General features: G+C 60.5%; 24 protein-coding genes, 1 tRNA gene and 1 pseudogene. 15 read left to right on the plus strand and 11 right to left on the minus strand.

Annotated features, from left to right (window positions below):
- Nucleotides 1-2: 2 nt before the first annotated feature.
- On the minus strand, nucleotides 3-1748 hold the full coding sequence (locus B9Z43_RS07755) for a proline--tRNA ligase (protein WP_108324274.1): 1746 nt from the start codon (nucleotides 1746-1748) through the stop codon (nucleotides 3-5).
- A gap of 99 nt (nucleotides 1749-1847) precedes the next feature.
- Between B9Z43_RS07755 and B9Z43_RS07760 the strand changes: the two genes are divergently transcribed.
- A complete protein-coding gene (locus B9Z43_RS07760) occupies nucleotides 1848-2465 on the plus strand; it encodes an RNA pyrophosphohydrolase (RefSeq protein WP_108324275.1) in 618 nt (205 codons plus the stop codon).
- 53 nt (nucleotides 2466-2518) lie between these two features.
- Here B9Z43_RS07760 and proB read toward each other — a convergent pair whose 3' ends face one another.
- From proB to rplU, 4 genes are all read right to left on the minus strand, one after another.
- Nucleotides 2519-3655 (minus strand): glutamate 5-kinase, encoded by a 1137-nt coding sequence (proB, locus tag B9Z43_RS07765; protein ID WP_108324276.1) that lies wholly within the window; start codon nucleotides 3653-3655, stop codon nucleotides 2519-2521.
- A 58-nt stretch (nucleotides 3656-3713) separates the two neighbouring features.
- Entirely contained in the window at nucleotides 3714-4838 is a 1125-nt protein-coding gene (gene cgtA, locus B9Z43_RS07770; protein WP_108324277.1) for an Obg family GTPase CgtA, read from the minus strand.
- A 103-nt stretch (nucleotides 4839-4941) separates the two neighbouring features.
- Nucleotides 4942-5202, minus strand: coding sequence for a 50S ribosomal protein L27 (gene rpmA, locus B9Z43_RS07775; protein ID WP_019426391.1), 261 nt, complete (start codon nucleotides 5200-5202; stop codon nucleotides 4942-4944).
- Nucleotides 5203-5214: 12 nt separating this feature from the next.
- Nucleotides 5215-5526 carry a 50S ribosomal protein L21 gene (gene rplU, locus B9Z43_RS07780; RefSeq protein WP_108324278.1) on the minus strand — a complete coding sequence of 104 codons (312 nt, stop codon included), beginning with the start codon at nucleotides 5524-5526 and terminating at the stop codon, nucleotides 5215-5217.
- Between the two features lie 187 nt (nucleotides 5527-5713).
- Between rplU and B9Z43_RS07785 the strand changes: the two genes are divergently transcribed.
- The 7 genes and pseudogenes from B9Z43_RS07785 (at nucleotide 5714) to B9Z43_RS07815 (ending at nucleotide 11723) form a co-directional block, all read left to right on the plus strand.
- The gene (locus B9Z43_RS07785) at nucleotides 5714-6721 is read left to right on the plus strand and encodes a polyprenyl synthetase family protein (protein WP_108324279.1); all 1008 of its coding nucleotides are present in this window, start codon (nucleotides 5714-5716) and stop codon (nucleotides 6719-6721) included.
- A 130-nt stretch (nucleotides 6722-6851) separates the two neighbouring features.
- Nucleotides 6852-8081 (plus strand): annotated as a pseudogene (locus B9Z43_RS07790) (GspE/PulE family protein); the annotation flags it as partial.
- Nucleotides 8078-9274: a type II secretion system F family protein gene (locus tag B9Z43_RS07795; protein ID WP_108324280.1), complete on the plus strand. Its 1197-nt coding sequence runs from the start codon at nucleotides 8078-8080 to the stop codon at nucleotides 9272-9274. The pseudogene B9Z43_RS07790 and the gene B9Z43_RS07795, both read left to right, overlap by 4 nt.
- A gap of 1 nt (nucleotide 9275) precedes the next feature.
- Nucleotides 9276-10112, plus strand: coding sequence for an A24 family peptidase (locus B9Z43_RS07800; protein WP_108324281.1), 837 nt, complete (start codon nucleotides 9276-9278; stop codon nucleotides 10110-10112).
- A 3-nt stretch (nucleotides 10113-10115) separates the two neighbouring features.
- Nucleotides 10116-10733 (plus strand): dephospho-CoA kinase, encoded by a 618-nt coding sequence (gene coaE, locus B9Z43_RS07805; RefSeq protein WP_108324282.1) that lies wholly within the window; start codon nucleotides 10116-10118, stop codon nucleotides 10731-10733.
- A gap of 22 nt (nucleotides 10734-10755) precedes the next feature.
- The gene (zapD, locus tag B9Z43_RS07810) at nucleotides 10756-11511 is read left to right on the plus strand and encodes a cell division protein ZapD (protein ID WP_108324283.1); all 756 of its coding nucleotides are present in this window, start codon (nucleotides 10756-10758) and stop codon (nucleotides 11509-11511) included.
- The gene (locus B9Z43_RS07815) at nucleotides 11508-11723 is read left to right on the plus strand and encodes a DNA gyrase inhibitor YacG (protein ID WP_108324284.1); all 216 of its coding nucleotides are present in this window, start codon (nucleotides 11508-11510) and stop codon (nucleotides 11721-11723) included. The genes zapD and B9Z43_RS07815 overlap by 4 nt, the downstream gene beginning before the upstream one ends.
- Before the next feature lie 91 nt (nucleotides 11724-11814).
- On the opposite strand, the gene B9Z43_RS07820 is transcribed toward B9Z43_RS07815, so the two are convergent.
- Nucleotides 11815-12474, minus strand: a complete 660-nt coding sequence (locus B9Z43_RS07820) for a cytochrome c (protein WP_108324285.1) — start codon at nucleotides 12472-12474, stop codon at nucleotides 11815-11817.
- Nucleotides 12475-12579: 105 nt separating this feature from the next.
- On the opposite strand from B9Z43_RS07820, the gene B9Z43_RS07825 reads away from it, so the two are divergent.
- The 7 genes from B9Z43_RS07825 to B9Z43_RS07860 all read left to right on the plus strand — a co-directional run bounded on the left by B9Z43_RS07825 (nucleotide 12580) and on the right by B9Z43_RS07860 (nucleotide 21349).
- The gene (locus tag B9Z43_RS07825) at nucleotides 12580-13422 is read left to right on the plus strand and encodes a MoxR family ATPase (protein WP_108324286.1); all 843 of its coding nucleotides are present in this window, start codon (nucleotides 12580-12582) and stop codon (nucleotides 13420-13422) included.
- A 10-nt stretch (nucleotides 13423-13432) separates the two neighbouring features.
- A complete protein-coding gene (locus B9Z43_RS07830) occupies nucleotides 13433-13663 on the plus strand; it encodes a hypothetical protein (RefSeq protein WP_108324287.1) in 231 nt (76 codons plus the stop codon).
- Nucleotides 13660-14289, plus strand: coding sequence for a GNAT family N-acetyltransferase (locus B9Z43_RS07835; protein WP_108324288.1), 630 nt, complete (start codon nucleotides 13660-13662; stop codon nucleotides 14287-14289). Before B9Z43_RS07830 ends, B9Z43_RS07835 begins: the two co-directional genes overlap by 4 nt.
- Nucleotides 14283-15467: a VWA domain-containing protein gene (locus B9Z43_RS07840; RefSeq protein WP_108324289.1), complete on the plus strand. Its 1185-nt coding sequence runs from the start codon at nucleotides 14283-14285 to the stop codon at nucleotides 15465-15467. The genes B9Z43_RS07835 and B9Z43_RS07840 overlap by 7 nt, the downstream gene beginning before the upstream one ends.
- Nucleotides 15464-17245 (plus strand): autotransporter assembly complex family protein, encoded by a 1782-nt coding sequence (locus B9Z43_RS07845; protein WP_146183883.1) that lies wholly within the window; start codon nucleotides 15464-15466, stop codon nucleotides 17243-17245. The genes B9Z43_RS07840 and B9Z43_RS07845 overlap by 4 nt, the downstream gene beginning before the upstream one ends.
- The gene (locus tag B9Z43_RS07850; protein ID WP_108324291.1) at nucleotides 17245-21048 is read left to right on the plus strand and encodes a translocation/assembly module TamB domain-containing protein; all 3804 of its coding nucleotides are present in this window, start codon (nucleotides 17245-17247) and stop codon (nucleotides 21046-21048) included. The genes B9Z43_RS07845 and B9Z43_RS07850 overlap by 1 nt, the downstream gene beginning before the upstream one ends.
- 226 nt (nucleotides 21049-21274) lie before the next feature.
- A tRNA-Arg gene (locus tag B9Z43_RS07860) sits at nucleotides 21275-21349 on the plus strand.
- Nucleotides 21350-21404: 55 nt separating this feature from the next.
- Here the strand turns inward: B9Z43_RS07860 and B9Z43_RS07865 are convergent.
- The 5 genes from B9Z43_RS07865 to B9Z43_RS07885 all read right to left on the minus strand — a co-directional run bounded on the left by B9Z43_RS07865 (nucleotide 21405) and on the right by B9Z43_RS07885 (nucleotide 24783).
- Nucleotides 21405-22352, minus strand: a complete 948-nt coding sequence (locus B9Z43_RS07865; RefSeq protein WP_108324293.1) for a cyanophycinase — start codon at nucleotides 22350-22352, stop codon at nucleotides 21405-21407.
- A gap of 118 nt (nucleotides 22353-22470) precedes the next feature.
- Nucleotides 22471-22824, minus strand: a complete 354-nt coding sequence (locus B9Z43_RS07870) for a carboxymuconolactone decarboxylase family protein (RefSeq protein ID WP_108324294.1) — start codon at nucleotides 22822-22824, stop codon at nucleotides 22471-22473.
- Between the two features lie 24 nt (nucleotides 22825-22848).
- Nucleotides 22849-23136: a rhodanese-like domain-containing protein gene (locus B9Z43_RS07875; protein WP_108324295.1), complete on the minus strand. Its 288-nt coding sequence runs from the start codon at nucleotides 23134-23136 to the stop codon at nucleotides 22849-22851.
- Between the two features lie 37 nt (nucleotides 23137-23173).
- A complete protein-coding gene (locus B9Z43_RS07880) occupies nucleotides 23174-24544 on the minus strand; it encodes a TolC family outer membrane protein (RefSeq protein ID WP_108324296.1) in 1371 nt (456 codons plus the stop codon).
- A gap of 29 nt (nucleotides 24545-24573) precedes the next feature.
- On the minus strand, nucleotides 24574-24783 hold the full coding sequence (locus tag B9Z43_RS07885) for a DUF2892 domain-containing protein (protein WP_108324297.1): 210 nt from the start codon (nucleotides 24781-24783) through the stop codon (nucleotides 24574-24576).
- Between the last annotated feature and the right edge of the window lie 10 nt (nucleotides 24784-24793).

The following is a 24793-nucleotide window of genomic DNA, read 5'->3' on the forward strand; positions in this document are numbered from 1 at the left end:
GCTCAAGCCGACAGACGGGCCTGAACGTGCGCCAGGATGTCGGCCACCGCCACTTTGCTGGACTCGGTGTCGCGGCGGTGCTGGTACTCGACCACACCATCTTTGAGGCCTTTGTCGCCAATCGTGATGCGGTGCGGCACACCGATCAGCTCCCAGTCGGCGAACATGGCACCGGGGCGCTCACCACGGTCGTCCAGGATCACGTCCACGCCTGCGGCCAGCAGGCCGCTGTAAACGCGCTCGGCCTCGGCTTTGACGGCTTCGCTGCGGTCCATGCCAATCGGGCAGACCACGGCGGTGAAGGGGGCAATGGCGTCGGGCCAGATGATGCCGCGCTCGTCATGGTTTTGCTCGATGGCGGCCGCAGGCAGGCGTGTGATGCCGATGCCGTAGCAACCCATCTCCAAAAATTGGGGCTTGCCGTTCTCGTCCAGGAAGGTGGCGTTCATGGCCTTGGAGTATTTGGTGCCCAGGTAGAACACATGGCCCACCTCAATGCCACGCTCAATGGCCAGTTCGCCCGCGCCGTCGGGCGACTTGTCGCCCGCCACCACGTTGCGGATGTCGGCCACCAGCGCAGGCTCGGGCAGGTCACGGGCCCAGTTGACGCCGGTGATGTGGAAGCCTTCTTCGTTGGCGCCACAGATCCAGTCGGCCATCACGGCCACATCGCGATCGGCCACCAGGTGCACAGGCTTTTTCAAACTCACAGGGCCCAAATAGCCGGGCTTGCAGCCGAAGTGCTCTTCAATTTCGCTCAGCGTGGCAAAACGGAAGCCCCCTTCCATACCGGGCAGCTTGCCGACTTTGACTTCGTTCATGTCGTGGTCGCCGCGCAGCAGCAAGAGCCAGACTTGCGATTTCACGATTTCACCCTGCTCGTTCAGGGTGTCGGTGGCCAACACCAGCGACTTGACAGTGGTGGACAGGGGCACGTTCAGCAAGGCGGCCACGTCTTCGCAGGTGCTCTTGCCGGGCGTGGGCGTCTTGGTCAGCGCTTGCGTGGCAGCGCCGCGTGGCTGGCTGGGCGCCAGGGCCTCGGCCTTTTCCATGTTGGCGGCGTAGCTGCTGGTGGGGCAGTACACGATGGCGTCTTCGCCGGTGGCGGCGATCACCTGGAATTCTTCGGACAGGTCGCCACCGATGGCCCCGCTGTCAGCGGCCACAGCGCGGTAAGTCAAGCCAAAGCGGTCAAAGATCTTGCGGTAGGCTCCGGCCATCACCTGGTAGCTGGCCTTGGCGCTCGCCATGTCGCGGTCAAAGCTGTAGGCGTCTTTCATGGTGAACTCGCGACCACGCATCAGGCCAAAACGCGGACGGCGCTCGTCGCGGAACTTGGTCTGGATTTGGTAGAAGTTTTTGGGCAGCTGTTTGTAGCTGCGCACTTCCTGGCGCACCACGTCGGTCACGACTTCTTCGCTGGTGGGCTGGATCACGTAATCGCGGCCATGGCGGTCCTTGATGCGCAAAAGCTCAGGGCCCATCTTGTCAAAGCGGCCCGTCTCTTGCCACAGCTCGGCCGGTTGCACCACGGGCATGGTCATCTCAATCGCGCCTGCGCGGTTCATCTCTTCGCGCACGATGGCTTCGACCTTGCGGATCACACGCAAACCCATGGGCATGTAGTTGTAAATGCCGGCGCCCAGCTTCTTGATCAGGCCTGCACGGGTCATCAGTTTGTGGCTGACCACTTCAGCGTCCGCAGGCGCTTCTTTGAGGGTGGAAATGAGGAATTGGGAGGCTTTCATCGCGGCACGCTAACAAAACAGGGGAATCAGGGAAACATCCAAGAGCGAGCGCCAATGCGGCGTGCATAATGGACACAATTTAAAAATTTGGGGTTGATTATGCTTGACCGTGAAGGCTTTAGGCCGAACGTCGGCATCATTCTGCTCAACCAGAGAAACCAGGTTTTCTGGGGCAAGCGCATCAGGACCCACAGCTGGCAGTTTCCGCAAGGCGGCATCGATCGGGGCGAAAGCCCTGAACAGGCCATGTTCCGCGAACTGCACGAAGAAGTGGGGCTCCACCCGGAGCATGTGCGCATCGTGGCCCGAACCCGCGACTGGTTGCGCTATGAGGTGCCAGACCGCTTCATCCGAAGGGATGCTCGCGGCTTTTACAAAGGCCAGAAACAAATCTGGTACTTGCTGCAATTGGTCGGTCACGACCACCACCTGAACCTGCGCGCCACCGACCACCCGGAGTTCGACGCTTGGCGTTGGAACGACTATTGGGTACCGCTCGATGTGGTCGTCGAGTTCAAGCGTGGTGTGTATGAAATGGCTTTGACCGAGCTGGCTCGTTATCTGCCGCGCCAGGAGCGGCACAACCGCTACCTGCGTGGCGGGCCTCGTGGTCAACGTGATGGCAACGACATGGACAACGGCCAAGCCGACCTGCAGCCGCCCATGCACATGGAGCTGCCGCCTGGCGCGAGTTTCGATCCGAACCCACAAGGTTGAACAGCAAAAAGCCCGCTCAGTGCGGGCTTTTTTGTGGCTTCAGGTGCAGACCATCAAAGGCTGAGGATCAGGTTGTCCCGGTGCACCATTTCCGGCTCAGCGGTGTAGCCCAGCAAGGCCTCATAGTCGTGCGAAGGTTTGCGGCACAACAAGCGCGCTTCGGCACTGGCGTAGTTGGCCAGACCACGGGCAATTTCTGCGCCGTGCTCATCGCGGATGGCGATCACATCGCCGCGCGAGAACTCGCCCGCCACGCCGGTCATGCCTATCGGCAAGAGGCTCTTGCCTTCGGTCAGCACCTTGTGGGCCGCCCCGGCATCCACGGTGACGGAGCCACGCAGCTGCAGGTGGTCGGCCATCCATTGTTTGCGCGCTTGCTGCTTGGCCGTTTGTGCCACCAGCAAAGTTCCCATGTTGTCGCCCTGGCACAAGCGCAGCAAGGCATCGGGCTCGCGGCCCCAAGCGATCACGGTGGACGCGCCCGATCCCGCTGCACGCTTGGCCGCCAAAATCTTGGTGATCATGCCGCCCTTGCCGATGCTGGAGCCGGCACCACCGGCCATCGCCTCCAGCGCCGGATCACCTGCACGGGCCTCGTGCACAAACGTGGCTGCTGGGTCTTTGCGCGGGTCGGCGGTATACAGGCCTTTTTGGTCGGTCAGGATGACCAGCACATCGGCTTCGATCAGGTTCGCCACCAAAGCCCCCAAGGTGTCGTTATCGCCGAACTTGATCTCGTCGTTGACGACTGTGTCGTTTTCGTTGATCACGGGCAATACGCGGTGCTGCAACAAGGTCAGCAGCGTCGAGCGGGCGTTCAGGTAACGCTCGCGATCGGCCAAATCGGCATGTGTGAGCAAGACCTGCGCGCTGCCCATGCCGTTCTCGCGCAGCTTGGTTTCGTACATCTGCGCCAGACCCATCTGGCCCACGGCAGCGGCGGCTTGCAGCGCAGGCACTTCGCTGGGGCGGGTGGTCCAGCCCAGACGCTTCATGCCCTCGGCGATCGCGCCACTGGAGACCATGACCACCTCTTTGCCCTGGGCGCTGAGCAGCGCCATCTGGCGGCACCATTCGCCGATCGCGCCCTCGTCCAGTCCACGCCCTTCGTTCGTCACAAGACTGGAGCCCACTTTGACAACGATGCGACGGGCATCGCGCAACAGGGTGGAGACGGCTGCAGAAGTCATGCTGGGGTTTACTGTGCGTGAAGGACAGGGGGCGAAAGTTTCGGCTCAGGCCGCCAACTCAATCGGCGTCAGAGGGCAGTGGTTTGAAACGCGGATCATCGGCATCGGGCTCTTGTGGCTTGTCCTGCTCCTTGAAGCGCGGGTCAATGTCCACAGGACCTTGCTCGATGATTTGCTGGGCACGGATGTGCTTGTAAATTTCTTTGATCAATGGCTCGCAGCCTTCACGGGTCAAAGCCGAGATCTCGAACACCGGACCTTTGTAACGCATGCGCTTGATGAAGTCTTTCACGCGGGCTTCACGTTCTTCAGCAGGCACCATGTCCAGCTTGTTGAGCACCAACCAGCGGGGTTTGTTGTACAGCTTGGCGTCGTACTTTTTGAGCTCCGCCACGATGGCCTTGGCCTGCTTGACCGGATCGACGTTCTCGTCAAACGGTGCAAAGTCCACGACATGCAGCAACAAACGGGTGCGCTGCAAATGGCGCAGGAACAAGTGACCCAGACCCGCACCTTCGGACGCACCTTCGATCAAGCCCGGCACGTCGGCCACCACAAAGCTTTGCTCGGGACCCACACGGACCACACCCAGGTTGGGGTGCAAAGTGGTGAAGGGGTAATCGGCAATTTTGGGGCGGGCGTTGGAGACGGCCGCGATGAAAGTGGATTTGCCCGCATTGGGCATGCCCAGCAGACCCACATCGGCCAGCACTTTCAACTCGAGCTTGAGCTCTTTCTTTTCACCCAACCAGCCCGGTGTTTTTTGACGTGGGGCGCGGTTGATCGCACTTTTGAAACGCATGTTGCCAAAACCACCGTCGCCGCCTTTGGCGATCATGATGGTCTCGCCCGGCACCAGCAGCTCATACAGCACTTCGCCGGTTTCGGCGTCGGTGATGATCGTGCCCACTGGCATTTTCAGCGTCACATCGTCACCGGCCGCACCGAACATGTCCGAGCCCATGCCGTGCTGGCCGCGTTTGGCCTCGTGGCGACGCGAGTAACGGTAATCCACCAAGGTGTTCAAGTTGATGTCAGCAAAGGCAAACACATGCCCACCGCGACCGCCATCGCCCCCGTTGGGGCCACCGAATTCTTTGTACTTTTCATGGCGGAACGAGACGCAGCCGTTCCCGCCGTCACCTGCGGAGATGTCTATATAGGCTTCGTCAACGAACTTCATGAGATTTCCAGTGTAGCTTGGTGTCCGCCGTCAAAACAACAGCGGACCAAAATGCGAAAAGCCCCGGCTTGCGGGGCTCCTCTTCGCAATGGGCGCGACAGGCTTAGACAGCCGGCGTCACGTTCACCATGTGCTTGCTCAGTTCGCCTTTGGTGGAGAACGACACGTGGCCGTCAACCAGGGCAAACAAAGTGTGGTCTTTGCCGATGCCGACGTTGCTGCCAGCATGGAATTTGGTGCCACGTTGACGAACAATGATCGAGCCAGCGCTGATCAGTTCACCACCGAAAGCCTTGACACCCAGCATCTTTGGCTTGGAATCACGACCGTTGCGCGTAGAGCCGCCGCCTTTTTTCTGTGCCATGACCTATTCTCCTCAGGCAGTGATCGCACCGATTTGCAGTTCGGTGAACTGCTGGCGGTGACCCTGACGTTTCTGATAGTGCTTGCGACGGCGCATCTTGAAGATGTGCACTTTGTCGTGCTTGCCATGAGCCACCACGGTGGCTTTGACTGTGGCGCCGGACACCAGGGGCGTGCCGATCTTCAGTTCGGCGCCGGTTCCGACGGCCAAAACTTGATCAATCACGATTTCCTGGCCAACGTCCGCAGCAATCTGTTCTACTTTAATTTTTTCGCCAGCGACAACACGATACTGTTTGCCACCGGTTTTTATGACCGCGTACATAAATGACCTCTTTTGAATGGAAGTTTCCAAGGGCTGATCCCCAAGGAACCGAGGATTTTAGCACGGTCTGACCGCCCCTTGCAAATTGCCAGATCATCAAGGCAGGCTGGCCAGCGGCACGTCATGGGCTGTCCCTATAATCAGCGCCAGTTTCCATCCATTTTCCTGACCCCTGTGCCTGCTGCGCATGGGCCATTGCCGGATTCTCCACTTGTCTGCCTCCGAAAACAGCACCGCAGCCGTCCTCGCACTGGTCGCCTCCGACATGGCCGAGGTGGACCGTGTCATCGCCCAGCGCCTGGATTCGGGTGTGCCCTTGGTCGGCGAGGTCGCCAAGTACATCATCTCGGCCGGTGGCAAGCGCCTGCGCCCTGTTTTGCTGCTGCTGAGCTGCGGCGCCCTGAGCTACACCGGCGCCCAGCGCCACAATCTGGCTGCGGTGGTCGAATTCATCCACACCGCCACCTTGCTGCACGACGACGTGGTCGACGAGTCGACCCTGCGCCGCGGCCGCCCGACGGCCAACGAAAGCTTTGGCAACCCGGCCAGCGTGCTGGTGGGCGACTTTTTGTATTCCCGCGCCTTCCAAATGATGGTGGACGCAGACAACATGCGCATCATGCAGACCTTGTCGGACGCCACCAATGTGATCGCCGAAGGCGAAGTGCTGCAATTGATGAACATGCACGACGCCTCGCTCGACGAAGAAGGCTATTTGCGGGTCATCCGCTCCAAAACCGCCAAACTGTTCGAGGCCAGCGCCCGTCTGGGTGCCATTCTGGCAGGCAGCCCTGCCGACATTGAGGCCGCTTGCGCCGACTACGGCCAGGCCCTGGGCACCGCCTTTCAGGTCATCGACGACGTGCTGGACTACGACGGCAATGCCGCCGAAATGGGCAAGAACCTGGGCGACGACCTGCGCGAAGGCAAAGCGACCTTGCCCTTGATCTTGGCCATGCAAAAAGGCACGCCCGCACAAAGCCAAACTGTGCGCGAAGCCATCGAAACCGGCAGCGTGGAACGCTTGAACGAGATCGTGGCCATTGTTCGCGAGACGGGCGCCCTGGAAGCCACCCGCGACGCTGCAGCGGCAGAGGCCCAACGCGCCATCCATGCCGCCATGCAGCTGCCTGACAACGCGCACCGCCAAGCCATGGTGGTGCTGGCGTCGCAACTGCTCACCCGCCGGACCTGAGCGACAAGCGCTTGACCCATCCAGCCGCTGAATTCAGCGGCTTTTTTGTTTCTGCGCACCAAGCAGGATTTACAAAACAGCCAGCACGGCCCATCATCCTGAAACAGAGGTATTCAGTACCCAGGGAGGAGACATGGCAGAAATGAACACCCGGATGGGCAATGGCCAAAGCGAAGATGCGCCTGTGGTCCAGTATGTGCAGCAGCTGCTGGAGCAGGCGGTGGAGATTCAGGCTTCAGACTTGCATTTCGAGCCTTACGAACACCACTACCGCGTGCGCATGCGGGTGGATGGTCAATTGCGAGAAATGGCCACGCCCCCGATGGCCCTCAAGGACAGGCTGGCCTCACGGATCAAGGTGTTGTCACGCCTGGACATCGCTGAAAAAAGATTGCCCCAAGACGGGCGCATGAAACTGCTGCTGCCCAGCGGGCGGGAGATCGATCTGCGTGTCAGCACGCTGCCCACCTTGTTTGGCGAGAAGCTGGTGATTCGTGTGCTGGATTCACAGCAAGTCCAGCTGGATTTGAGGCAACTGGGCTACGAACCAGAGGACTTGAACCGACTGATGGATGCAGTCCGTATGCCCCACGGCATGGTACTGGTCACAGGTCCGACAGGTTCGGGCAAAACCCAGTCGTTGTATGCCTGCCTGAACCTGCTCAACACCGCAGAGGTCAACATCGCCACCGTGGAAGACCCCTGCGAAATCCAGCTGCAAGGCGTCAACCAGGTCAATGTGCAGGACAAGCCAGGGCTGACGTTTGCAGTGGCGCTGCGGGCCTTCTTGCGACAAGACCCCGACATCCTGATGGTGGGTGAAATCCGCGATCTGGAAACCGCCAACATTGCCGTGCAGGCCGCCCAAACCGGCCACTTGGTGCTGTCCACACTGCACACCAACGATGCGCCCAGCACCTTGGTGCGGCTGCGCAACATGGGCACAGCCACCTACAACATCGCCGCCAGCGTGACACTGATCACTGCTCAGCGTTTGGTGCGCCGACTGTGCCCGCATTGCAAACAAGCCATCAAACTGCCGGCCGATGCACTGCGGCAAGCCGGTTTGCCAGACAAACTGTTGAACACGGACACCCTCGAGGCGTGCGCACCCCAAGGGTGCGCACGTTGCCACAAAGGTTTTGCGGGACGGATCGGTATTTTTCAGGTCATGCCCATGAGCGCCGCCATGCAAGCACTGGTCCTCTGCGAGGCTGGCACGCCGGCCTTGGCCCTGCAAGCACAGCGCGAAGGCGTGGCCAGTCTTCGCCAAGCAGGTCTGCGCAAAGTCTTGCAAGGCATCACCTCGCTGGATGAGGTGCTGGCAGCCACGCCAGATGACGTCCGGGATGCGCCATGAAAACGCCCGTGACATTTTTGTGGAAAGCCCATGACGACGCGGGCCGGGCAGTGCAAGGCAAGATCCAGGCGGCCAACGCTGCACTGGCGCAAGCCCTGTTGCGTCGACAAGGCTGGCAAGAGATACAACTGCAGCGCCTGTGGTGGAACACGGCTTCCCGCGTGCGCACACGCGATGTGGCACAAATGACCCGCCAACTGGCCGCCTTGCTCAAAGCAGGCGTGCCTTTGCTGCAATCCCTGCACATGCTCTCGCGCAGCCTGCCATCGGCTGCGCTGACCGAGGTGGTCCAGGCGGTGCAAAACGACGTGGCCGCAGGCCAGTCACTGCACGCCGCTTTGGCGCAACACCCAAGCCACTTTAGCGGGCTGTACATCAGCATGGTGCAAGCGGGCGAGTCTGCCGGCATTCTGGACACCTTGATGGAGCGCCTGGCCAGCACGCTCGAAAAGAACGAGGCCCTGCGCTCTCGGGTGCGTTCGGCCTTGACTTACCCCTTGGCCGTGATGGTGATCGCCTCGGCCGTGCTGGTGATGATTTTGGTGTTCGTGGTGCCGGTGTTTCAAGATGTGTTCAAAAGCTTTGGCGCCGAACTGCCTTTGGCCACCCAATGGGTGGTCGCCCTGAGCAAGGGTTTGAGCGCCTCAGGGCCTGCGGCCTTGCTGCTCACAGCACTGGGGATTGGACTGTGGAAAAAACCATCCCCCGGTCAGTCTGCAGCGCAGCGCTGGCTCAGCCGCAGCTTGCTCAAGGCACCCTTGCTGGGCGCCTTGATCCAAAGTGCCGTGGTGGCTCGCTGGACACAAACCCTGTCGGCGCTGCTGGCCGCTGGGGTGCCTTTAACCGAAGCTTTGGGGCCTGTGGCACAAGCGTGCGATCATCCTGTTTTTGCACGCACCACCGAACAACTGCAGCGGCAAGTGGCCCAAGGCAGCAGCCTGAGCGAGGCCATGGCCCAAAGCAGCCGTTTTCCACCCATGATCGTGCAGTTGTGCAACACCGGAGAAGAGACGGGATCAATGGACAAATTATTGGCCAGGGCCGGCAGCCTGATGGAAACCGAACTGGACGACCGCATCAACGCGCTGACGAGCTTGCTGGAGCCACTCATCATTGTGGTGCTGGGTGGTCTGATTGGCGGTATTCTGGTCGCCATGTATTTGCCCATTTTTCGGCTTGGCCAGGTGTTTTGATATGCCCTTCGAACTGTTGACATGGTTGCCGATCGGCCTGCTAGGGCTGGCCGTCGGCAGCTTCTTGAACGTGGTGATCCACCGCCTGCCCCGCATGCTGCAAGCCCAATGGGCCGCTGAAGCACTGGCGCACGAAAGCCAGCCAGAAACCGAAGACCAACGCCCAAGCTACAACCTGTCTTGGCCAGGCTCTCACTGCCCCCATTGCCACACCGCCTTGCGCTGGTCAGACAACATCCCCGTCCTCAGCTACCTGTGGCTGCGCGGGCACTGCAGGCAGTGTCGAGGCGTCATCAGTTGGCGCTACCCCGCCATCGAGTTGTTGACCTGCGCCCTGTTCCTCTGGAGTGTGACCACGCATGGGGTGGGCGCCAGTGCCTTGGCGTGGGCTGGCTTTGCTTCGGCCTTGGTGGCTTTGGCGGCCATTGATGCCGACACCCACTTGCTGCCCGATGCCATCACACAACCCTTGGTGTGGGCCGGCTTGCTGGCCGCCAGCGGGCACCTCAGCGGACAGACCTTGAGCGATGCGTTGTGGGGCGCGGTCGCAGGCTATCTGTTTTTATGGACGGTGTACTGGCTGTTCAAACTGCTGACCGGCAAGGAGGGCATGGGCCAGGGCGACTTCAAACTGCTGGCCGCCCTGGGTGCCTGGCTGGGCTGGCCTGCGCTGGTCTCACTGGTGCTGATCGCCTCGCTCACGGGACTGGCAGGGGGACTGGTCTTGCGTGCACGTCATCGGCTGAGCGAAGACGGCTATATTCCGTTTGGACCTTTTTTGGCTTTGGCCGGTTTGTGGGTCATGGCTTGGGGCCCCTTGCCTGGCTTGCACCTTTAAAACATGAACTCAAAACGCATTTGGCGCCTCGGCCTGACCGGTGGCATCGGCAGTGGCAAAAGCACCGTGGCGGGCATGCTGGCGGCACGAGGTGCGGCCGTGATCGATGCGGACGCGATCTCTCGCAGCGTCACAGCACCCGGCGGACAGGCCATCGCGGCGATTGCCGCAACCTTTGGCGCCCACATGGTGGGGGCCGATGGTGCCATGGACCGGCAAGCGATGCGCGAGCGCATCTTCCAAGACCATGCGGCCAAACGTCAGCTTGAAGCCATCATTCACCCCTTGGTCAGCCAAATCACTGCCGAGCGGACCCAAAACGCTTTGGACCAAGGCCACCGCTGCCTGGTGTTTGACGTGCCACTGCTGGTGGAATCGGGCGAACGCTGGCGCCGCCAAGTCGACCGGGTGATGGTGGTCGACTGCGATGTCTCAACCCAGCAGCAACGCGTCATGGCACGCAACGGACTGCCCGCGCAAGAAATCGACCGGATCATCGCCCAACAAGCGAGTCGGGCGCAGCGTCTGAGCTGCGCCGACATCGTGATCGTGAACCAAAGCATGAACTTGCTCGAATTAGAGGCGCAAATCTCTCAAGTGGCCGCTGACTTCGGGCTATGATTGCGGCACTGGAAAATGCCGCGTGATACTGTACGAATACCCCTTCAACGAACGCATCCGCACCTATTTGCGCTTGCAGCAATTGTTCAACCGCTTTGGCCAATTGATGGCCCGCAGCGAAGCGGTTGACCACCACTTCGCACTGACCACCTTGTTCGAGATCATCGAGGTGGCTTCGCGCTCCGAACTCAAATCGGACGTACTCAAAGACCTCGAACGTCAAAAACAGCTCTACAACGGGTACCGCGGCAATCCCGCCATTTCTGAACAAGCACTGGACGGACTGATCGCCCAGCTTGACGAGCACTTTGAAGCGCTCAACGAAGTCAGCGGCAAAATCGGCATGGGCCTGAGCGACAACGATTTCCTGATGTCTCTGCGCAGCCGTGTCGTTATCCCTGGCGGCACTTGCGAATTTGACCTGCCCGCCTACCACGCCTGGCAACACCACGACGCCCAAAGCCGCATCGCCGACCTCGGACAATGGAGTGCGCCTTTTGCACCGCTGGCCCAAACGATACAGCTGCTGCTCAAAATGCTGCGCGAATCCGGCACCAGTCAAAAAGTCATGGCCACCGCCGGTCAGTTGCAGCAAAACCTGCCCCAAGGCCGCACCTTCCAGTTGCTGCGCCTGAAAATCGATCCGACGCTGAACATCACCCCCGAGATCAGCTGCAACCGCTTGCTGGTCGTGATTCGGATGATGCAGCAGCAAAGCGATGGCCGGCTGGTCGCCAGCGCCGACGATGTGCCCTTCGAGATGTCTTTGTGCGCATGAGCGACTCGAACCAGCCCGAACCCATTCAAGCCCGTCAAGTCCGCTGCCCCGGCTGTGCGGGCCTGAGCCTTTACAGCAGCACCAACCCCTACCGCCCGTTTTGCAGCGCCCGCTGCAAAGGCGTGGACTTGGGCGCTTGGGCCAGTGAAGAATTTCGTGTGCCCGAAGACGCGCCGCCAGACGAGGACTTTGGAGATCCCCGGCTCCAATAAGCCAGGCACTAACTTCAGACCTCAGCTTGACTGAAGGCCCCATGCAAAAAGCCCGCTTACGCGGGCTTTTTGCTGTCTGCCAACCCGAGGGTCAGCGGAATTTGGATTGAGGAACTGTCTTCAAGTCGCCATCCAATGAACCCACATAAGCCGACAGGGCCTTGAGTTCGGCGTTGGAGAATTGCTTGGCAATACCGCCCATCACGCCGTTGCTGCGGCCCCAGGTGGCTTGGTTTTCGACTTTGTAGGACTTGAGCGCCACAAACAGGAAATCTTTGTGCTGGCCAGCGATCTTGGGGTAGCTGGGGTCCACAGGCTTGGAGAAGTTGTCACCATGGCAAGACACGCAGGCGCCTTTTTGCAACAAGGCCGCGACTTTGGCGTCAGGCGCCGCTGCAGCTTTGGCCACAGCGTCGGTCTTGCCGTGCTGCTCGTAATAGGCCGACACATCGGCGATGTCCTGATCGCTCAGGCTGTCGGCAATGCCGCGCATGGTGGGGTGCTTGCGCTCGCCTTTTTTGTAGGCATTGAGAGCGGCAGCGATGTATTTGGCGTTCTGGCCAGAAATCATCGGCACGCGATAGACCTCTGGAAAGCTGGCCTGGTAGCCTTTGATACCGTGGCAGCCGATGCACATGGCGATCTTTTGCTCAGCGGCTTTGGCATCGCCCTTCACTTCTTGAGCTTGGGCGGAGATGGCGGTCACAGAGGCGACAGCCAGGGCAAACATCGAGGACAACAGCTTGTTCATTTTGCTTAGACAATCCAAATGATTGATAAAAATCAAATGCGGATTATATCGGGCTGGCCCTCATAATCCTGACAAGTTTTTTCCTGTAGCCCACGAGACCCCATCATGAAATTTCAAGGTACCGAAAATTACGTCGCCACCCAGGACCTGATGCTGGCCGTCAACGCCGCCATCACCCTCAAGCGCCCGTTGTTGGTCAAGGGTGAGCCCGGCACCGGCAAAACCATGCTGGCCGAGGAGGTTTCGCAGGCCCTGAACCTGCCGCTGCTGCAGTGGCACATCAAATCGACCACCAAAGCCCAGCAGGGCCTGTACGAATACGACGCCGTGAGCCGCCTGCGTGACAGCCAGCTGGGCGACGAAAAAGTCAAGGACATCGAGAACTACATCGTCAAGGGCGTGCTCTGGCAAGCGTTCACCTCGGAAACACCGGTCGCCATCCTGATCGACGAGATCGACAAGGCCGACATCGAATTCCCGAACGACTTGCTGCGCGAGATCGACCGCATGGAGTTTTATTGCTACGAGACGCGCCAGCTGATCAAGGCCAAGACCCGCCCACTGGTGTTCATCACGTCGAACAACGAAAAAGAACTGCCCGACGCCTTCTTGCGCCGCTGCTTTTTCCACTACATCAAGTTCCCCGAAGCGGACACCATGAAGCAGATCGTGGATGTGCACTTTCCCACGCTCAAAAAAGACCTGCTGGCCCTGGCGCTCAAGACCTTTTACGACGTGCGCAACTTGCCCGGCTTGAAGAAAAAGCCCTCCACCAGCGAATTGCTCGATTGGCTGAAGCTCTTGGTGGCCGAAGACATCCCGCTCGAAGCCCTGCAAAGCGCTGACCAGAAAGTGTCGGTGCCGCCGCTGGTGGGCGCGCTGCTCAAGAACGAGCAAGACGTGACCTTGTTTGAAAAACTGGTCTTCATGAACCAGCGCAACCGCTGAAAGACAGGCCATGTCAGCACAAAAATTGCTCATGGAAGGTCTGTCCGACGCTGTCGGTTTTGTCGGCGGCGCGATGGCCGGTTACTGGATCGGCAAACTGTTGGACTGGGACATCTTCAGCGCTGGTTACAACAACGCCAGCATCGGCGCCATCCTGCTGGTCGGTCTGGGCGGTGGCGGCGGTCTGCACCTGGCGCGCTTTTGGCGGGCCAAGCAAAAGAAAAACGACACCCCGTCATGAACGTCTTTGCGCCACCCGTCACCTTGACTGGCCAATGCGTGCGCCTGGAGCCCTTGACGGCCGCGCACCATGACGGACTGGTGACAGCGGTGCGCGACGGCCAACTCTGGCAGCTCTGGTACACGGCTATTCCCACGCCCGAAGGCATGGCGACTGAGATCCAGCGGCGCCTGAACCTGCAGGCCCAAGGCAGCATGTGCCCGTTTGCGGTGATCGACCTGCGCACTGGCCAGGCCGTGGGCATGAGCACTTACATGAACATCGACGCGGCCAACCGCCGCGTGGAAATCGGCTCCACCTGGTACCGCCAGAGCGTGCAGCGCAGCGCACTCAACACCGAGGCCAAACGCCTTTTACTGGCCCACGCGTTTGAGCAGCTGAACTGCATTGCGGTGGAGTTTCGCACCCATTTTTTCAACCAGCAAAGCCGCCGCGCCATTGAGCGCCTGGGCGCCAAGCTCGACGGCGTGCTGCGCAGCCACCAAATCAACCCGCACCCTTTGTCTGCCGGCACACTGCGCGATACCTGTGTGTACAGCATCATCGCCAGCGAGTGGCCCACCGTCAAAACGCATCTGGGCCATTTATTGAGCCGCACCAGCATCAAGGACACACAGCCATGCTGATCGATTTTTTCTACACCCTGCGTGCCGCCAAAGTTCCGGTGTCGGTGCGTGAATTCCTCACCTTGCTCGAGGCCCTGCAAGCCAATGTGGTCGGTCCGGCATCGGACGCTTGCAGCATCGATGATTTCTACCACCTGAGCCGCACGGTGCTGGTCAAGGACGAAAAGCATTTCGACAAGTTCGACAAAGCCTTTGGCGCCTACTTCAAGGGCGTGGAGATGCTGACCGATTTCACCAAGGAAGTGCCCCTCGACTGGCTGGAGCAGATTCTGAAAAATGAACTCACGCCCGAGCAAAAAGCCGCCATCGAGAAAATGGGCTGGGACGAGTTGATGGAGACGCTGAAAAAACGCCTCGAAGAACAAAAAGAGCGCCACGAAGGCGGCAACAAGTGGATTGGCACCGGCGGCACCTCCCCCTTTGGCAATGGCGGTCACAACCCGCAAGGTATCCGCATTGGTGGCAAAGGCGGCAACCGCAGTGCCGTCAAGGTCTGGGAGCAGCGCGCCTACAAAGACTACGACGACCAGCAGGAACTGGGCACCCGCAACATCAAGGTGGCGCTGCGCCGCCTGCGCCGCTTTGCCCGCGAAGGCTCGCACGACGAACTGGACCTGGATGGCACCATCCGCAAGACCGCCGCAAACGCCGGTTACCTGGACATCCTGATGCGCCCGGAGCGCCACAACAACGTCAAGGTGCTGCTGCTCATGGACGTGGGCGGCACCATGGACGACCACATTGCGCGGGTGGAAGAAATGTTCTCGGCCGTCAAGGCCGAGTTCAAACACCTGGACTTTTATTACTTCCACAACTGCGTCTACGACTTCATGTGGAAGAACAACAAGCGCCGATACGCCGAGAAATTTGCCACTTACGACATCCTGCGCAAGTACAACAAGGACTACAAGCTGATTTTCATTGGCGACGCGACCATGAGCCCCTATGAGATCTTGCAAAAAGGCGGCAGCGTGGAATACAACAACGAGGAAGCCGGTGCCGAATGGCTGCAGCGCTTGACGCACGCCTTCCCGAAGTTCGCCTGGATCAACCCTGAACCGCAAGGCGTGTGGCAGTACCGCCAAAGCATCTCCATCATTCAGCAACTGATGAGCCAACGCATGTTCCCTCTTACCCTCAAGGGGCTGGAAGACGCCATGCGTTTGCTGAGCAAGTGAGTCGGCGCTCTGGCCTCACCGCTTTGTTGCTGGCATGCACGCTGTGGTGCATGCAGGTGACGGCCCATGCGAGCGAACCCCTGGCGTTCGAGCTGACCATATCGTCCAACCAAAAGGACATCGCGCCCTGGATGTCGCAGCACTTGGCCTTGACACGCTACCAGAGCCTGACGGATTTGGATGACCAGGAAATGTCACAACTGATGCGCGATGCCGATGCGCAAGCCCGCGAACTCCTGGCCACGCAAGGCTACTTCAACCCCCAATTGCATTGGCAACTGGACGCCGCCGCCTCAGCCAACCACCGGCGCAGCGTGACACTGGACATCGACGTCGGTCCTGTGGCCCGCATCAGCCAAGTCCAGATCGCATGGCAAGGCGACATTGCCCAACGCCATGAAGCTGCAGCGCAGCGTGAGCAAGTGGTCGCCTACTGGGCCTTGCCGTCTGGCCAGGACTTCAGTCAAAGCCAGTGGAGTCAAGCCAAATCCACGGCGCTGCGTCAAGTTCAATCCGAACGCTACCCGCAAGCGCAGATCAGCCATAGCCTGGCCGATGTGGACGCCACAACCAACCAGGTCCGTCTGTCGATCACGATCGATTCCGGCCCTCAGGTGACGATCGGACCGCTGCTCATCACCGGCGCTGAGCGCTACAGCACCGAGCTGGTGGAACGCCTGGCGCATCTGACGCCCGGGGCCGTTTACAAGCAACACGATCTGTTGATGGCCCAGCAGCGCTTGGTGGCCAGCGGTTTTTACGATGCGGTGTTCGTCTCACTCGACCCGGAAGGGGCCGTGGACGCTGTCCCGGTCAAGGTGGAACTGAAAGAAACACTGCGGCAAAAATGGGTCATGGGCTTGGGCGTGCGCAGCGACAGCGGCCCACGCCTGACGGCGGAATACACCCAAAACCGTCTGCCCGGCTTGGGCTGGCGCGGCGTCACGAAGCTCTCAGTGGACAAAATTTTGCAAAGCTGGAGCCTGGACCTGCTGGCGCCGCCCGATGCCGCCCTGTGGCGCTGGCACGGCGCTGCCCAATTGGATCACCAGCAATTCACAGGCTACGACGTGAACAGCCAGCGCTGGCGCTTTGGCCGGACCCAGCGTGAAGAGCGAACCGATCGCTCGTACTACGCGCAATACGACGCCTCCAGCAGCACAGGCTCGCTGCTCGGTCAGCGTGAGTCGGTCAGCGCCAACTACGCCTGGACCTGGCGGCGCTTTGACAGCCTGCCTTTCCCGACCCAGGGCTTGGGTGGCAGCCTCGAGCTGGGCTCGGGCACCAGCTTGGGATCGCAGCGTGAGCCCTTCACAAGGTGGCTGGCTCGGGCGCTTTGGCTGCAACCCCTGGGGCGCACATCAGGCCGCCTGGCCGTGCGCGCTGAAGCGGGCAGCGTGCTCAGTCGTGACACCTCTGGCCTGCCTTCCACCCAGCTGTTTTTGGCCGGTGGTGACAACAGTGTGCGCGGCTACGCCCCGTCCAGCATCGGTGTGGCGCAAAGCAATGGCGCCATCGCCCCTGGCCGTTACATGGCCACGGGCAGTGTGGAATGGCAACGCCCCATCCGGTGGAACCAGCAAGCGACCGATTGGGAAAGTGCCGTGTTTGCCGATGCGGGCGCAGTGTCCAATGACATGCACCAACGCCAAGCCGTGGTCGGCTACGGCGTGGGGGCCCGCTGGCGCAGCCCCATTGGTCCTTTGCGTGTGGATTTGGCTTACGGCCAAGCCGTTCAAAAATTGCGTCTCCATCTGAGCGTGGGTTTCATTTTTTGATGCACTCAACCACGCCCACTGAAAGCACCCCACCGCCCCGCACTGGATTGCGCCGCCTGGGTCTGTTGCTGCTTGGTGCGGTCACCGCAGTGAGCGCTTTGTGGTGGTGGGCCGGCACACCAGGCTCATTGGCCAGCGTGCTGCGCCTGACAGGCCATTGCTTGCCCGCAGGACAAAGCCTGCAGACCGCGCAGGTCGAAGGCAGCCTGCGGCACGGCGGTCAACTGGGCCTGTGGCAGTGGCAACAAGGCGCGCTGCAAATACAGGCTCACAACACATCCATCACCCTGGACTGGTCACGCCTGTTGCGCGGCATGGCGCCTGTCAGCCAATTGAGCATGGCGCACCTGAAAATTGACGACCAGACCCCCGCCAGCGAACCCCTAGCCCCAACGACATGGGCCTGGCCTGTGCGCGTCGACCTGCCTTGGCAAATAGACCGTCTCCAATGGCTTGGACCGCCCGCTTTCGAAGTGCGGGCGCTGAAAGGCCTCTACCGTTACGACGGCCTTGATCACCGACTGGAGATGCAGCCCTTCGAGGTGGCACAAGGCCGCTACAGCTTGCAAGCCCAATTGCAAGCGGCATCACCCATGGCACTTCAGGTCAGTGTGCAAGGGCAAGTTCAGGCCAACGCCACAAGCAACAGCAAGCCCTTGGCGCTGCAGGCACAAGCCTCACTGGCCGGTACGCTGGCCGGACCGCAAGCGGCCCTGGCACTGCAAGCGCAACTGCAGCCGCTCATACCCGTCTCGCCCAGCCGAACCATGCAGTTGAAGCTGGATGCGCAAATCCGCCCCTGGCAAGCGCAAACCATCACACAAGCCCAAGCAGAGGGACAGCACCTGAATCTGGCCGCCCTGTGGCCCGGTGCCCCGCAAACGAGCCTGACGGGCCAAGCGTCCATCACCCCCGAAGGTCAAGGCTGGCAAATCCAAGCCCAGCTGAACAACCTCAGCCCAGGCCCCTGGGACCGCAACGCCCTGCCCTTGAGCCAACTGACAAGCCGTCTGCAACGCCAGGCCAATGGCTTGTGGCAAGTGACGCAGCTGCAGGCCAAGGTGGCCGGCGGGCACGTGCAAGGCGAAGGCGTGCAAACCAGCGCAGGCTGGACAGGGCAGGTTCGCCTCGCGGGACTTCATCCCGAGCAAATGCATACCGCTTGGGCGGCCAACCCACTGAACGGTCACATCCAGGCGCAAGCGGTAGACGCCCGCACCGTGGCCATCCAGGCAGCGCTGACCGGCGAAAGCCCGCTGGGCAAAAACACAAACGGTCTGCGCTGGGACAAGCTGCACCTGCAAGGCCAATGGCAAGCGGCGCTTTGGCAGATCGAAGCGCTTGAAATTCAGGCCGCCGACGCCAAGCTTCAAGCGCAATTCACGTACCAACCCCAAACAGCCTCAGCCCAGGGCCAGGTCGAGTGGCAACTGCCCGGCATGAAAGCCCAGGCCAAAGGCTTGTTGGCCCCCCAGCAAGGCCAGGGACACATCGACATCGCCATGAGCGATGCAGCGCTCAGCATGGCCTGGCTCAAGCGCTGGCAGGGCTGGGCTGAGCGGCTGCAAGGCGGGCAAGTCTCCGGGCCTGTGCAATTGAATGCGCAATGGCAAGGTGGTTACCGCCAAGCGGATACCACCGTCCAACTGCGCATGACGCTGCCACGCTGGGCCGCACAAAGTCAGAGTACCGATGGCTGGCAACTTCAACAGGGCCAAGTCTCTGTGCAAGGCCGGTTGCAGGCCCTGCAGGCCGACATGGAAACCCGCTGGCACGGCGCCGGTCAATCGCTGCTCATCCAATCAAAGGCCAGCGCCACCAGCACTGCGCTGTGGGGCGGCTCATGGCATGGCCAAATCCAGAGTGCAACAGCGCAGATGTCATCCCCCCAAAGCACTGTGCCCTGGAAAGCTCAGCTGCAAGAGGCCGTCGGCTGGCAATGGTCTTCTACAGACCATCTCGCGGCAGCCCAATGGCAAGCGGGACGCATCGCCGTTCAGGGGCCCACCACAAGCCAGGCCATGCTGCATTGGGATGCCGGGCAATGGCACACACGCACACAGGCAGCCCACCCCAGCAGCGCAGCACGCAGCACACCCGCGAGCCAGTTGACCGCTCGAATCGATGAGCTGCCCCTTGGCTGGCTGCCTGTCGGACTGGGCGCCGAAGTCCAAAGTGACCTGGTGCTCAAAGGCCACTTGAGGCTGGAACAAGCGGAGGGATTGCAGCTGCGCGCACGCCTTGAGCGCAGCCGGGGCGACTTGCGCATCATCGCCGACAACGCGTCTGGGCAACGGATCAACTCCGGGCTGCGCGAAGCGAGCATGGCACTGGACATCGACAACGAAAACGTGCAACTGCGACTGAACTGGAACAGCGAGCAAATGGGGCAACTGCAAGCACAAGCACAAACCCGTCTGAGCCATGACGCACAGGGCTGGCATTGGCCCGCGCAAGCCCCCATATCGGGTGGACTGAAGGCACAACTGCCGCGCGTAGGCGCCTGGTCATTGCTGGCGCCGCCCGGTTGGCGCGTGCAGGGCAGTCTGGACGCCCAACTCGAGCTCACAGGCACCCGCCAAGACCCACAGTGGCAAGGGCATATACAGGCGGACAACCTGGCGGTGCGATCGGCTGTGCAAGGCATCGAATTCAGCCAAGGCCAATTGCGCGCACGCGTGCACGGCCAACAGGTGGACCTGGAGCAATTGAGCCTGCGCGGTGCGGGGGCCCAGGGCGGCGAACTCCAAACCCAAGGCCATCTGACCTGGCTGCCATCGCCTGCAGGATCGGCCAACGCATCACCACTGGGCCAAGTGAACATGGTCTTGAACATGCAAGCCAAAGCGCTGCGCGTGAGCAACCGCGCCGACCGGCGCTTGGCCATTTCCGGCCAGGTCAAAGCCCAAATGCACAAAGGTCAGCTGCAATTGCGCGGCCAAATCCAGGCCAATCAAGGCCTGTTCATCCTGGCCGAAGACAGCACCCCCACATTGGGCAACGACGTGGTCGTGACCGGCAGCAGGTCCGCCAGAGCCGCCGTCACAACAGACACCCCCACACAGGGACCATCCATCATCGGCACGCCCGACGTGCAAGTCACGCTGGACCTGGGGCCGGACTTTCAGGTTCAAGGTCATGGCCTGACGACTCGGCTGACTGGCCAGCTGAATTTGCTCAGCAACGCCAGCACCAAAGGCATTCCTCGATTGAACGGCGAAGTCAGCACCCAAGGCGGTCGTTACAAAGCATATGGACAAAACCTGAACATTGAAACCGGTTTGTTGCGCTTCAACGGCCCCTACGACAACCCCTTGCTGGACATCCTGGCCATCCGCCCCAACCTCTCGCAACGCGTGGGGGTGCAAATCAGTGGCAGCGCCATGAACCCCAAGGTGCGCCTGTACTCCGACCCAGAGTTGCCCGATGCCGACAAACTGGCTTGGCTGGTTTTGGGCCGCTCAGGCGCCAATGGCGGCGCAGAATCGGCCGTCTTGCAACAAGCGGCCCTGGCCCTGTTCAGCAGCAATGGAAAAACCATGAGTGGCGAGATGGCTGGCGCCCTGGGCCTGGACGAGATTTCGCTGGCCAACGGCAGCCGCAGCGATGCCAGCGCCACAGGCGCCGCCGTCACGCTGGGCAAGCGCCTGTCCAAAGATTTTTATCTGGTTTACGAAACAAGCCTCAAAGGCACCTTTGGCAGCTTCTATGTGTTCTACGATCTCTCGCGCCGATTGACCCTGCGGGCTCAAACGGGGCAAGACAACGCGCTCGATTTGATTTACACGGTGCGCAAAGACTGATCAAGCCTTGACGCGCCAGCCAGGCACATTGCGCTGCAACACCTCGATCAGGTCCTTGTATTCAAAGGGCTTCATCAAATAGTCGTTCATCCCAGCTTCCAGGCAACGTTCGCGGTCCTCGGTGAAGCCGCCTGACCGTCAGCAGCGGCAAACTTTTGATTGATCCGACCAACAGGACCTGCACCGTTTGTAGCCAAGAAAATTGGCCCTGTAAAATTCATCTCTTGCCACCGTAGTTCAATGGATAGAACTCTCCCCTCCTAAGGGAGTGATACAGGTTCGATTCCTGTCGGGGGCACCAAAAAAGATGCCTTAACGGGCTTTGTTCCAAGCAAGCATCGCCGGCAATAGAAAAATCAACCGCGAATGGGGCCCTGCATGGCCAAACGCATGAGGACTTTTTTCAAATGCCCAGGCCAATGCGCAGGAATATCTGCCGTGTCCATGCTGTAACGACGGCCTGCAGGCAGCATGTGCAACTCGACCCCCAGCATTTCTATTTGCTCTGCAGCCTCAACCTCGTCCACATTGGAGCGCATGCGGGTGGGATCTACGATCGTCACCGAACCTCGACCAATCACCTCAATGGCTTGGTTGCGCTCAATCACCAAAGCCGTATCTTCATCAATACCCACCCCAAGTAAGTCCGGCCGCAGTGCCAATGTAGACATCAACCGGGCCAGTCGCCGTCTCTCGGAAAAGTGCTGATCCACCACCGCTTGTGTGATGAAGCCAAGCCCCATATCGGTTGCGGTGGCATCCTTGCTCGGTCTCAGGACAGAAACACCCTGAGCGATCATGTGCCGTGACATCACCGCCGCACCGGCACTGGTGCCCGCAAGGCAACAACCACGCACGTGAAATGCCTCGTGCAGGCTGGTGTAGGCCGGGGTTTCCCACAGCGCCTGCATCAATTTACCCTGATCACCGCCGCTGATGAAAATACCGTCGGCTTGCAAAATGTCTTGCTGCAACTCAGGCGCATGGGCACTGTCCTGATCGGTCAGAGCCAAGCGCTGAACATCGGCCACACCGAGTTCCTGAAAGACTTTCCGATAACTGTCCCAGACACCATCAGGCTCAGCGCTCGCCGCAGTGATGAGTCGAATGCGCGCTCCAGAGCCCCCAGAGTAATCCACAAATTTGCGCAAGATAAGCCGATCTTGCAAGCGGTCTTCAGCGCCACCAATGACCATCAGTCTGGCCTGTCTGGGCGCTTGAGCCCGCAAAGGCTGAGACAGCAAGCCACTGGCCATCAGGAGCAAGAGGGTTCTGCGATGGAAGTGGCTTGCAAGCGCTGGCATATCAAGTTGAAGGTTCAATCGTTGAGGCAATCGTCAGCGCATGATACGGCGGGTCTGCCGCACACACTCTGACCCATTGGCATCCAGAGAAATGCCAAGGCGCCAGCAGAAAGCCACTTCAAGCTTGTGCGGGGGCAAACGCATCCCAAGCCGCCAAGGCTTCTGCTGTGTACATCAGGGCCGGGCCACCGCCCATGTAAACGCAAACCGTGAGCATTTCTTCCAACTCTTGACGGGTGCATGCCAAACGGCGCAAAGCCTTCACGTGAAAGCCGATGCAGCCCGAGCAATGCTGGGTGATGCCGATGGCCAAAGCGATCAATTCCTTGTGCTTTTCGCTGACCGCACCTTCGGTCATGGCCGCCTTAGCCAGCTGGCCAAAGCCCTGCATGGCTTCTGGCTGGGCTTTGCGCAAGCCGCCCAAAGATTGGTTGATGTTCTGGATCAAAGTGGGGTGGTCAAAGGTGCTCATACCGATTTTCCTTTCAAGGTTGAATCACAGACGATCAATGGGCAAGCCGCATTGCATGGACACAGCGCCCGCCGAGCCCCCATTGCTGACCTGCTGGTAACCCATCTGCTGCATGAAGCTGCAAGCCATGCCCGAGCGACCGCCCGAGGCACAGCACAAAATCACTGGGGCCGATTTGTCCGGCACCGTTTTCGCAATGTCGTCTGCAAACCGGTCAAGTGGAATGTTGAGCGAGCCGCGCACATGGCCTGTCGCAAACTCGCCGGGCGAGCGAACGTCGATGATCAAAGGGGTCACGGATGCTTGTGTCATGTTCTGCTGTGAAGGTGTTGAAAAAATGCGCGATCGCTCAAGGATGCAGCGCTGCGTTGACTTCTTGAAGTTTTTGAGAATCCAGCTGCCCGGCCATGGCGTGCAAACGCAGTTGACCGACCAACACCTCGATGCGCGCCTGCAGCAAAGACAGCTGAGCCGCGCTGGCGTCGTTTTGTGCGTTGAGCAAATCCATGGTGGTGCGATCGCCCACCTGACGCCCCAAGGCCGTGGCATCCAAGCGCGCTTGACTGGCCGTATCGGCCGCTTGCAGCGCGGCAATGCGCGCTTGGCCACTTTGCACAGCCAGCCATGTGGCACGGGTCATCTGGCTGACCTGCATGCGGGCGCGTGCCAATTCAGCTTGGGCTTTGTCTTTCAGATGCGTCGCCTCCTGCAGCTTGGCACTGCGCCAGCCACCGGTGTACAGCGGCACGTTGAGCATCAGGCCCACCATCTGCTGGCTTTGCGTGTTGCTGGCCACACCAAAATCGCCCGTGCCACTGATGCGGTCGCGCGATGCTTGCGCCACCATGTCCAGAGTGGGAGAAGCCATGGCGCTGTGCTTGCGCACCTCTTGCTGCGCTGCATCTGCCTGGGCCTGTTGCAGGCCAAGCATGGGGCTGCTGTGCTCTGCTTTTTGCAACCAAGTGCGCAAGTCACCTTGTTCCAGTGGCAAGCCTTGGCGCCCAGGCGCCTGCAGCTTCAGTGCGTCGGCTGACAAGCCAGTGACATCTGCCAGCACCTGGCGTGCCATCGCCAGATCGTTGTTGGCCGCGATGGCCTGAGCACTGAGGGCTTGTGCGCGCGCAGTGGCCTCGTGCGTGTCGGTGACCGGTGCGTCGCCCATGGCGAAACGGTCCTTCGCTTCGGTCAATGCTTTGTCCACGGCTTGTTGCTGCCGAGCAATCAGGGCCAGTCGCTGCTCGGCCAACACCACATCAAAGTAGCGCTGCGTGGTCTGGAGCATCCAGTCTTGCTGCGCCAGCGTCCACTCGTGCTCGCTGGCTTGCGCAGCGATGTCCAGCTGTGCGCTTTGGGCACGACGCTCGGGGTTGTACAGCGCTTGTCTGGCGCTCAAGGACCAGCGCGTGGCGGAGCCACCGTTGACCGATGTGCCAAAGCCCGCACCCGTGACAGGTGCTGAACCAGGCATCGAAAACTGCGCGCCGTTCATCTGGCTTTGCGCACCGGCCCAGCCCGCGCTGGCACTCAAGCCCACCGTGGGGCGCCACAGGGCATGGGCCTGATCGAGACGGGTCGACCCTGCTGCACGGCTGGCCTGGCTGATGGTGCCCTGGGGATCATGCTTTTGCGCGGCATCCCAGACTTGCAGCAAGTCGGTGGCACTCGCTGTGCTCGCGCACAGTGCCAAAACAGCGCCAGCCCATAAGGTGCGAGGAATCATCTGGACACTCCGTGGTGTGTGTTTTGAAATCAGCAACCTGACTGCACACCCAACTTGCGCAAGATGGATTCCATCAGGCACCACTTGGTCAGCGCGCTTTGCAGCAAGTTGGCACCGACAAAGGCGGTGAATGCCAACCACCAAGGGCTGACAAAAATGGGACTGCCTTCGATGCCCAAGGCCAAAGACAAGAGGATGAAGGTGCCAGCGACGAGGCGAACGATTTGCCAGGATTTCATGAGTAGTTCT

The organism is Limnohabitans sp. MMS-10A-192 (genome assembly GCF_003063335.1).
Lineage (GTDB): Bacteria > Pseudomonadota > Gammaproteobacteria > Burkholderiales > Burkholderiaceae_C > Limnohabitans_A.

Excerpts from the sequence above, each read along its gene's own strand:
- B9Z43_RS07825 (WP_108324286.1), top strand. The coding sequence starts at position 12,580 with ATGAAATTTCAAGGTACCGAAAATTACGTCGCCACCCAGGACCTGATG.
- proB (WP_108324276.1), bottom strand. The coding sequence starts at position 3,655 with ATGACTTCTGCAGCCGTCTCCACCCTGTTGCGCGATGCCCGTCGCATC.
- cgtA (WP_108324277.1), bottom strand. The coding sequence starts at position 4,838 with ATGAAGTTCGTTGACGAAGCCTATATAGACATCTCCGCAGGTGACGGC.
- B9Z43_RS07880 (WP_108324296.1), bottom strand. The coding sequence starts at position 24,544 with ATGATTCCTCGCACCTTATGGGCTGGCGCTGTTTTGGCACTGTGCGCG.
- B9Z43_RS07835 (WP_108324288.1), top strand. The coding sequence starts at position 13,660 with ATGAACGTCTTTGCGCCACCCGTCACCTTGACTGGCCAATGCGTGCGC.
- B9Z43_RS07865 (WP_108324293.1), bottom strand. The coding sequence starts at position 22,352 with ATGCCAGCGCTTGCAAGCCACTTCCATCGCAGAACCCTCTTGCTCCTG.
- B9Z43_RS07830 (WP_108324287.1), top strand. The coding sequence starts at position 13,433 with ATGTCAGCACAAAAATTGCTCATGGAAGGTCTGTCCGACGCTGTCGGT.
- coaE (WP_108324282.1), top strand. The coding sequence starts at position 10,116 with ATGAACTCAAAACGCATTTGGCGCCTCGGCCTGACCGGTGGCATCGGC.
- B9Z43_RS07755 (WP_108324274.1), bottom strand. The coding sequence starts at position 1,748 with ATGAAAGCCTCCCAATTCCTCATTTCCACCCTCAAAGAAGCGCCTGCG.
- rpmA (WP_019426391.1), bottom strand. The coding sequence starts at position 5,202 with ATGGCACAGAAAAAAGGCGGCGGCTCTACGCGCAACGGTCGTGATTCC.
- B9Z43_RS07820 (WP_108324285.1), bottom strand. The coding sequence starts at position 12,474 with ATGAACAAGCTGTTGTCCTCGATGTTTGCCCTGGCTGTCGCCTCTGTG.
- B9Z43_RS07875 (WP_108324295.1), bottom strand. The coding sequence starts at position 23,136 with ATGACACAAGCATCCGTGACCCCTTTGATCATCGACGTTCGCTCGCCC.
- rplU (WP_108324278.1), bottom strand. The coding sequence starts at position 5,526 with ATGTACGCGGTCATAAAAACCGGTGGCAAACAGTATCGTGTTGTCGCT.
- B9Z43_RS07885 (WP_108324297.1), bottom strand. The coding sequence starts at position 24,783 with ATGAAATCCTGGCAAATCGTTCGCCTCGTCGCTGGCACCTTCATCCTC.
- B9Z43_RS07850 (WP_108324291.1), top strand. The coding sequence starts at position 17,245 with ATGCACTCAACCACGCCCACTGAAAGCACCCCACCGCCCCGCACTGGA.
- B9Z43_RS07800 (WP_108324281.1), top strand. The coding sequence starts at position 9,276 with ATGCCCTTCGAACTGTTGACATGGTTGCCGATCGGCCTGCTAGGGCTG.
- B9Z43_RS07870 (WP_108324294.1), bottom strand. The coding sequence starts at position 22,824 with ATGAGCACCTTTGACCACCCCACTTTGATCCAGAACATCAACCAATCT.
- B9Z43_RS07760 (WP_108324275.1), top strand. The coding sequence starts at position 1,848 with ATGCTTGACCGTGAAGGCTTTAGGCCGAACGTCGGCATCATTCTGCTC.
- B9Z43_RS07795 (WP_108324280.1), top strand. The coding sequence starts at position 8,078 with ATGAAAACGCCCGTGACATTTTTGTGGAAAGCCCATGACGACGCGGGC.
- B9Z43_RS07840 (WP_108324289.1), top strand. The coding sequence starts at position 14,283 with ATGCTGATCGATTTTTTCTACACCCTGCGTGCCGCCAAAGTTCCGGTG.
- B9Z43_RS07815 (WP_108324284.1), top strand. The coding sequence starts at position 11,508 with ATGAGCGACTCGAACCAGCCCGAACCCATTCAAGCCCGTCAAGTCCGC.
- B9Z43_RS07785 (WP_108324279.1), top strand. The coding sequence starts at position 5,714 with ATGGGCCATTGCCGGATTCTCCACTTGTCTGCCTCCGAAAACAGCACC.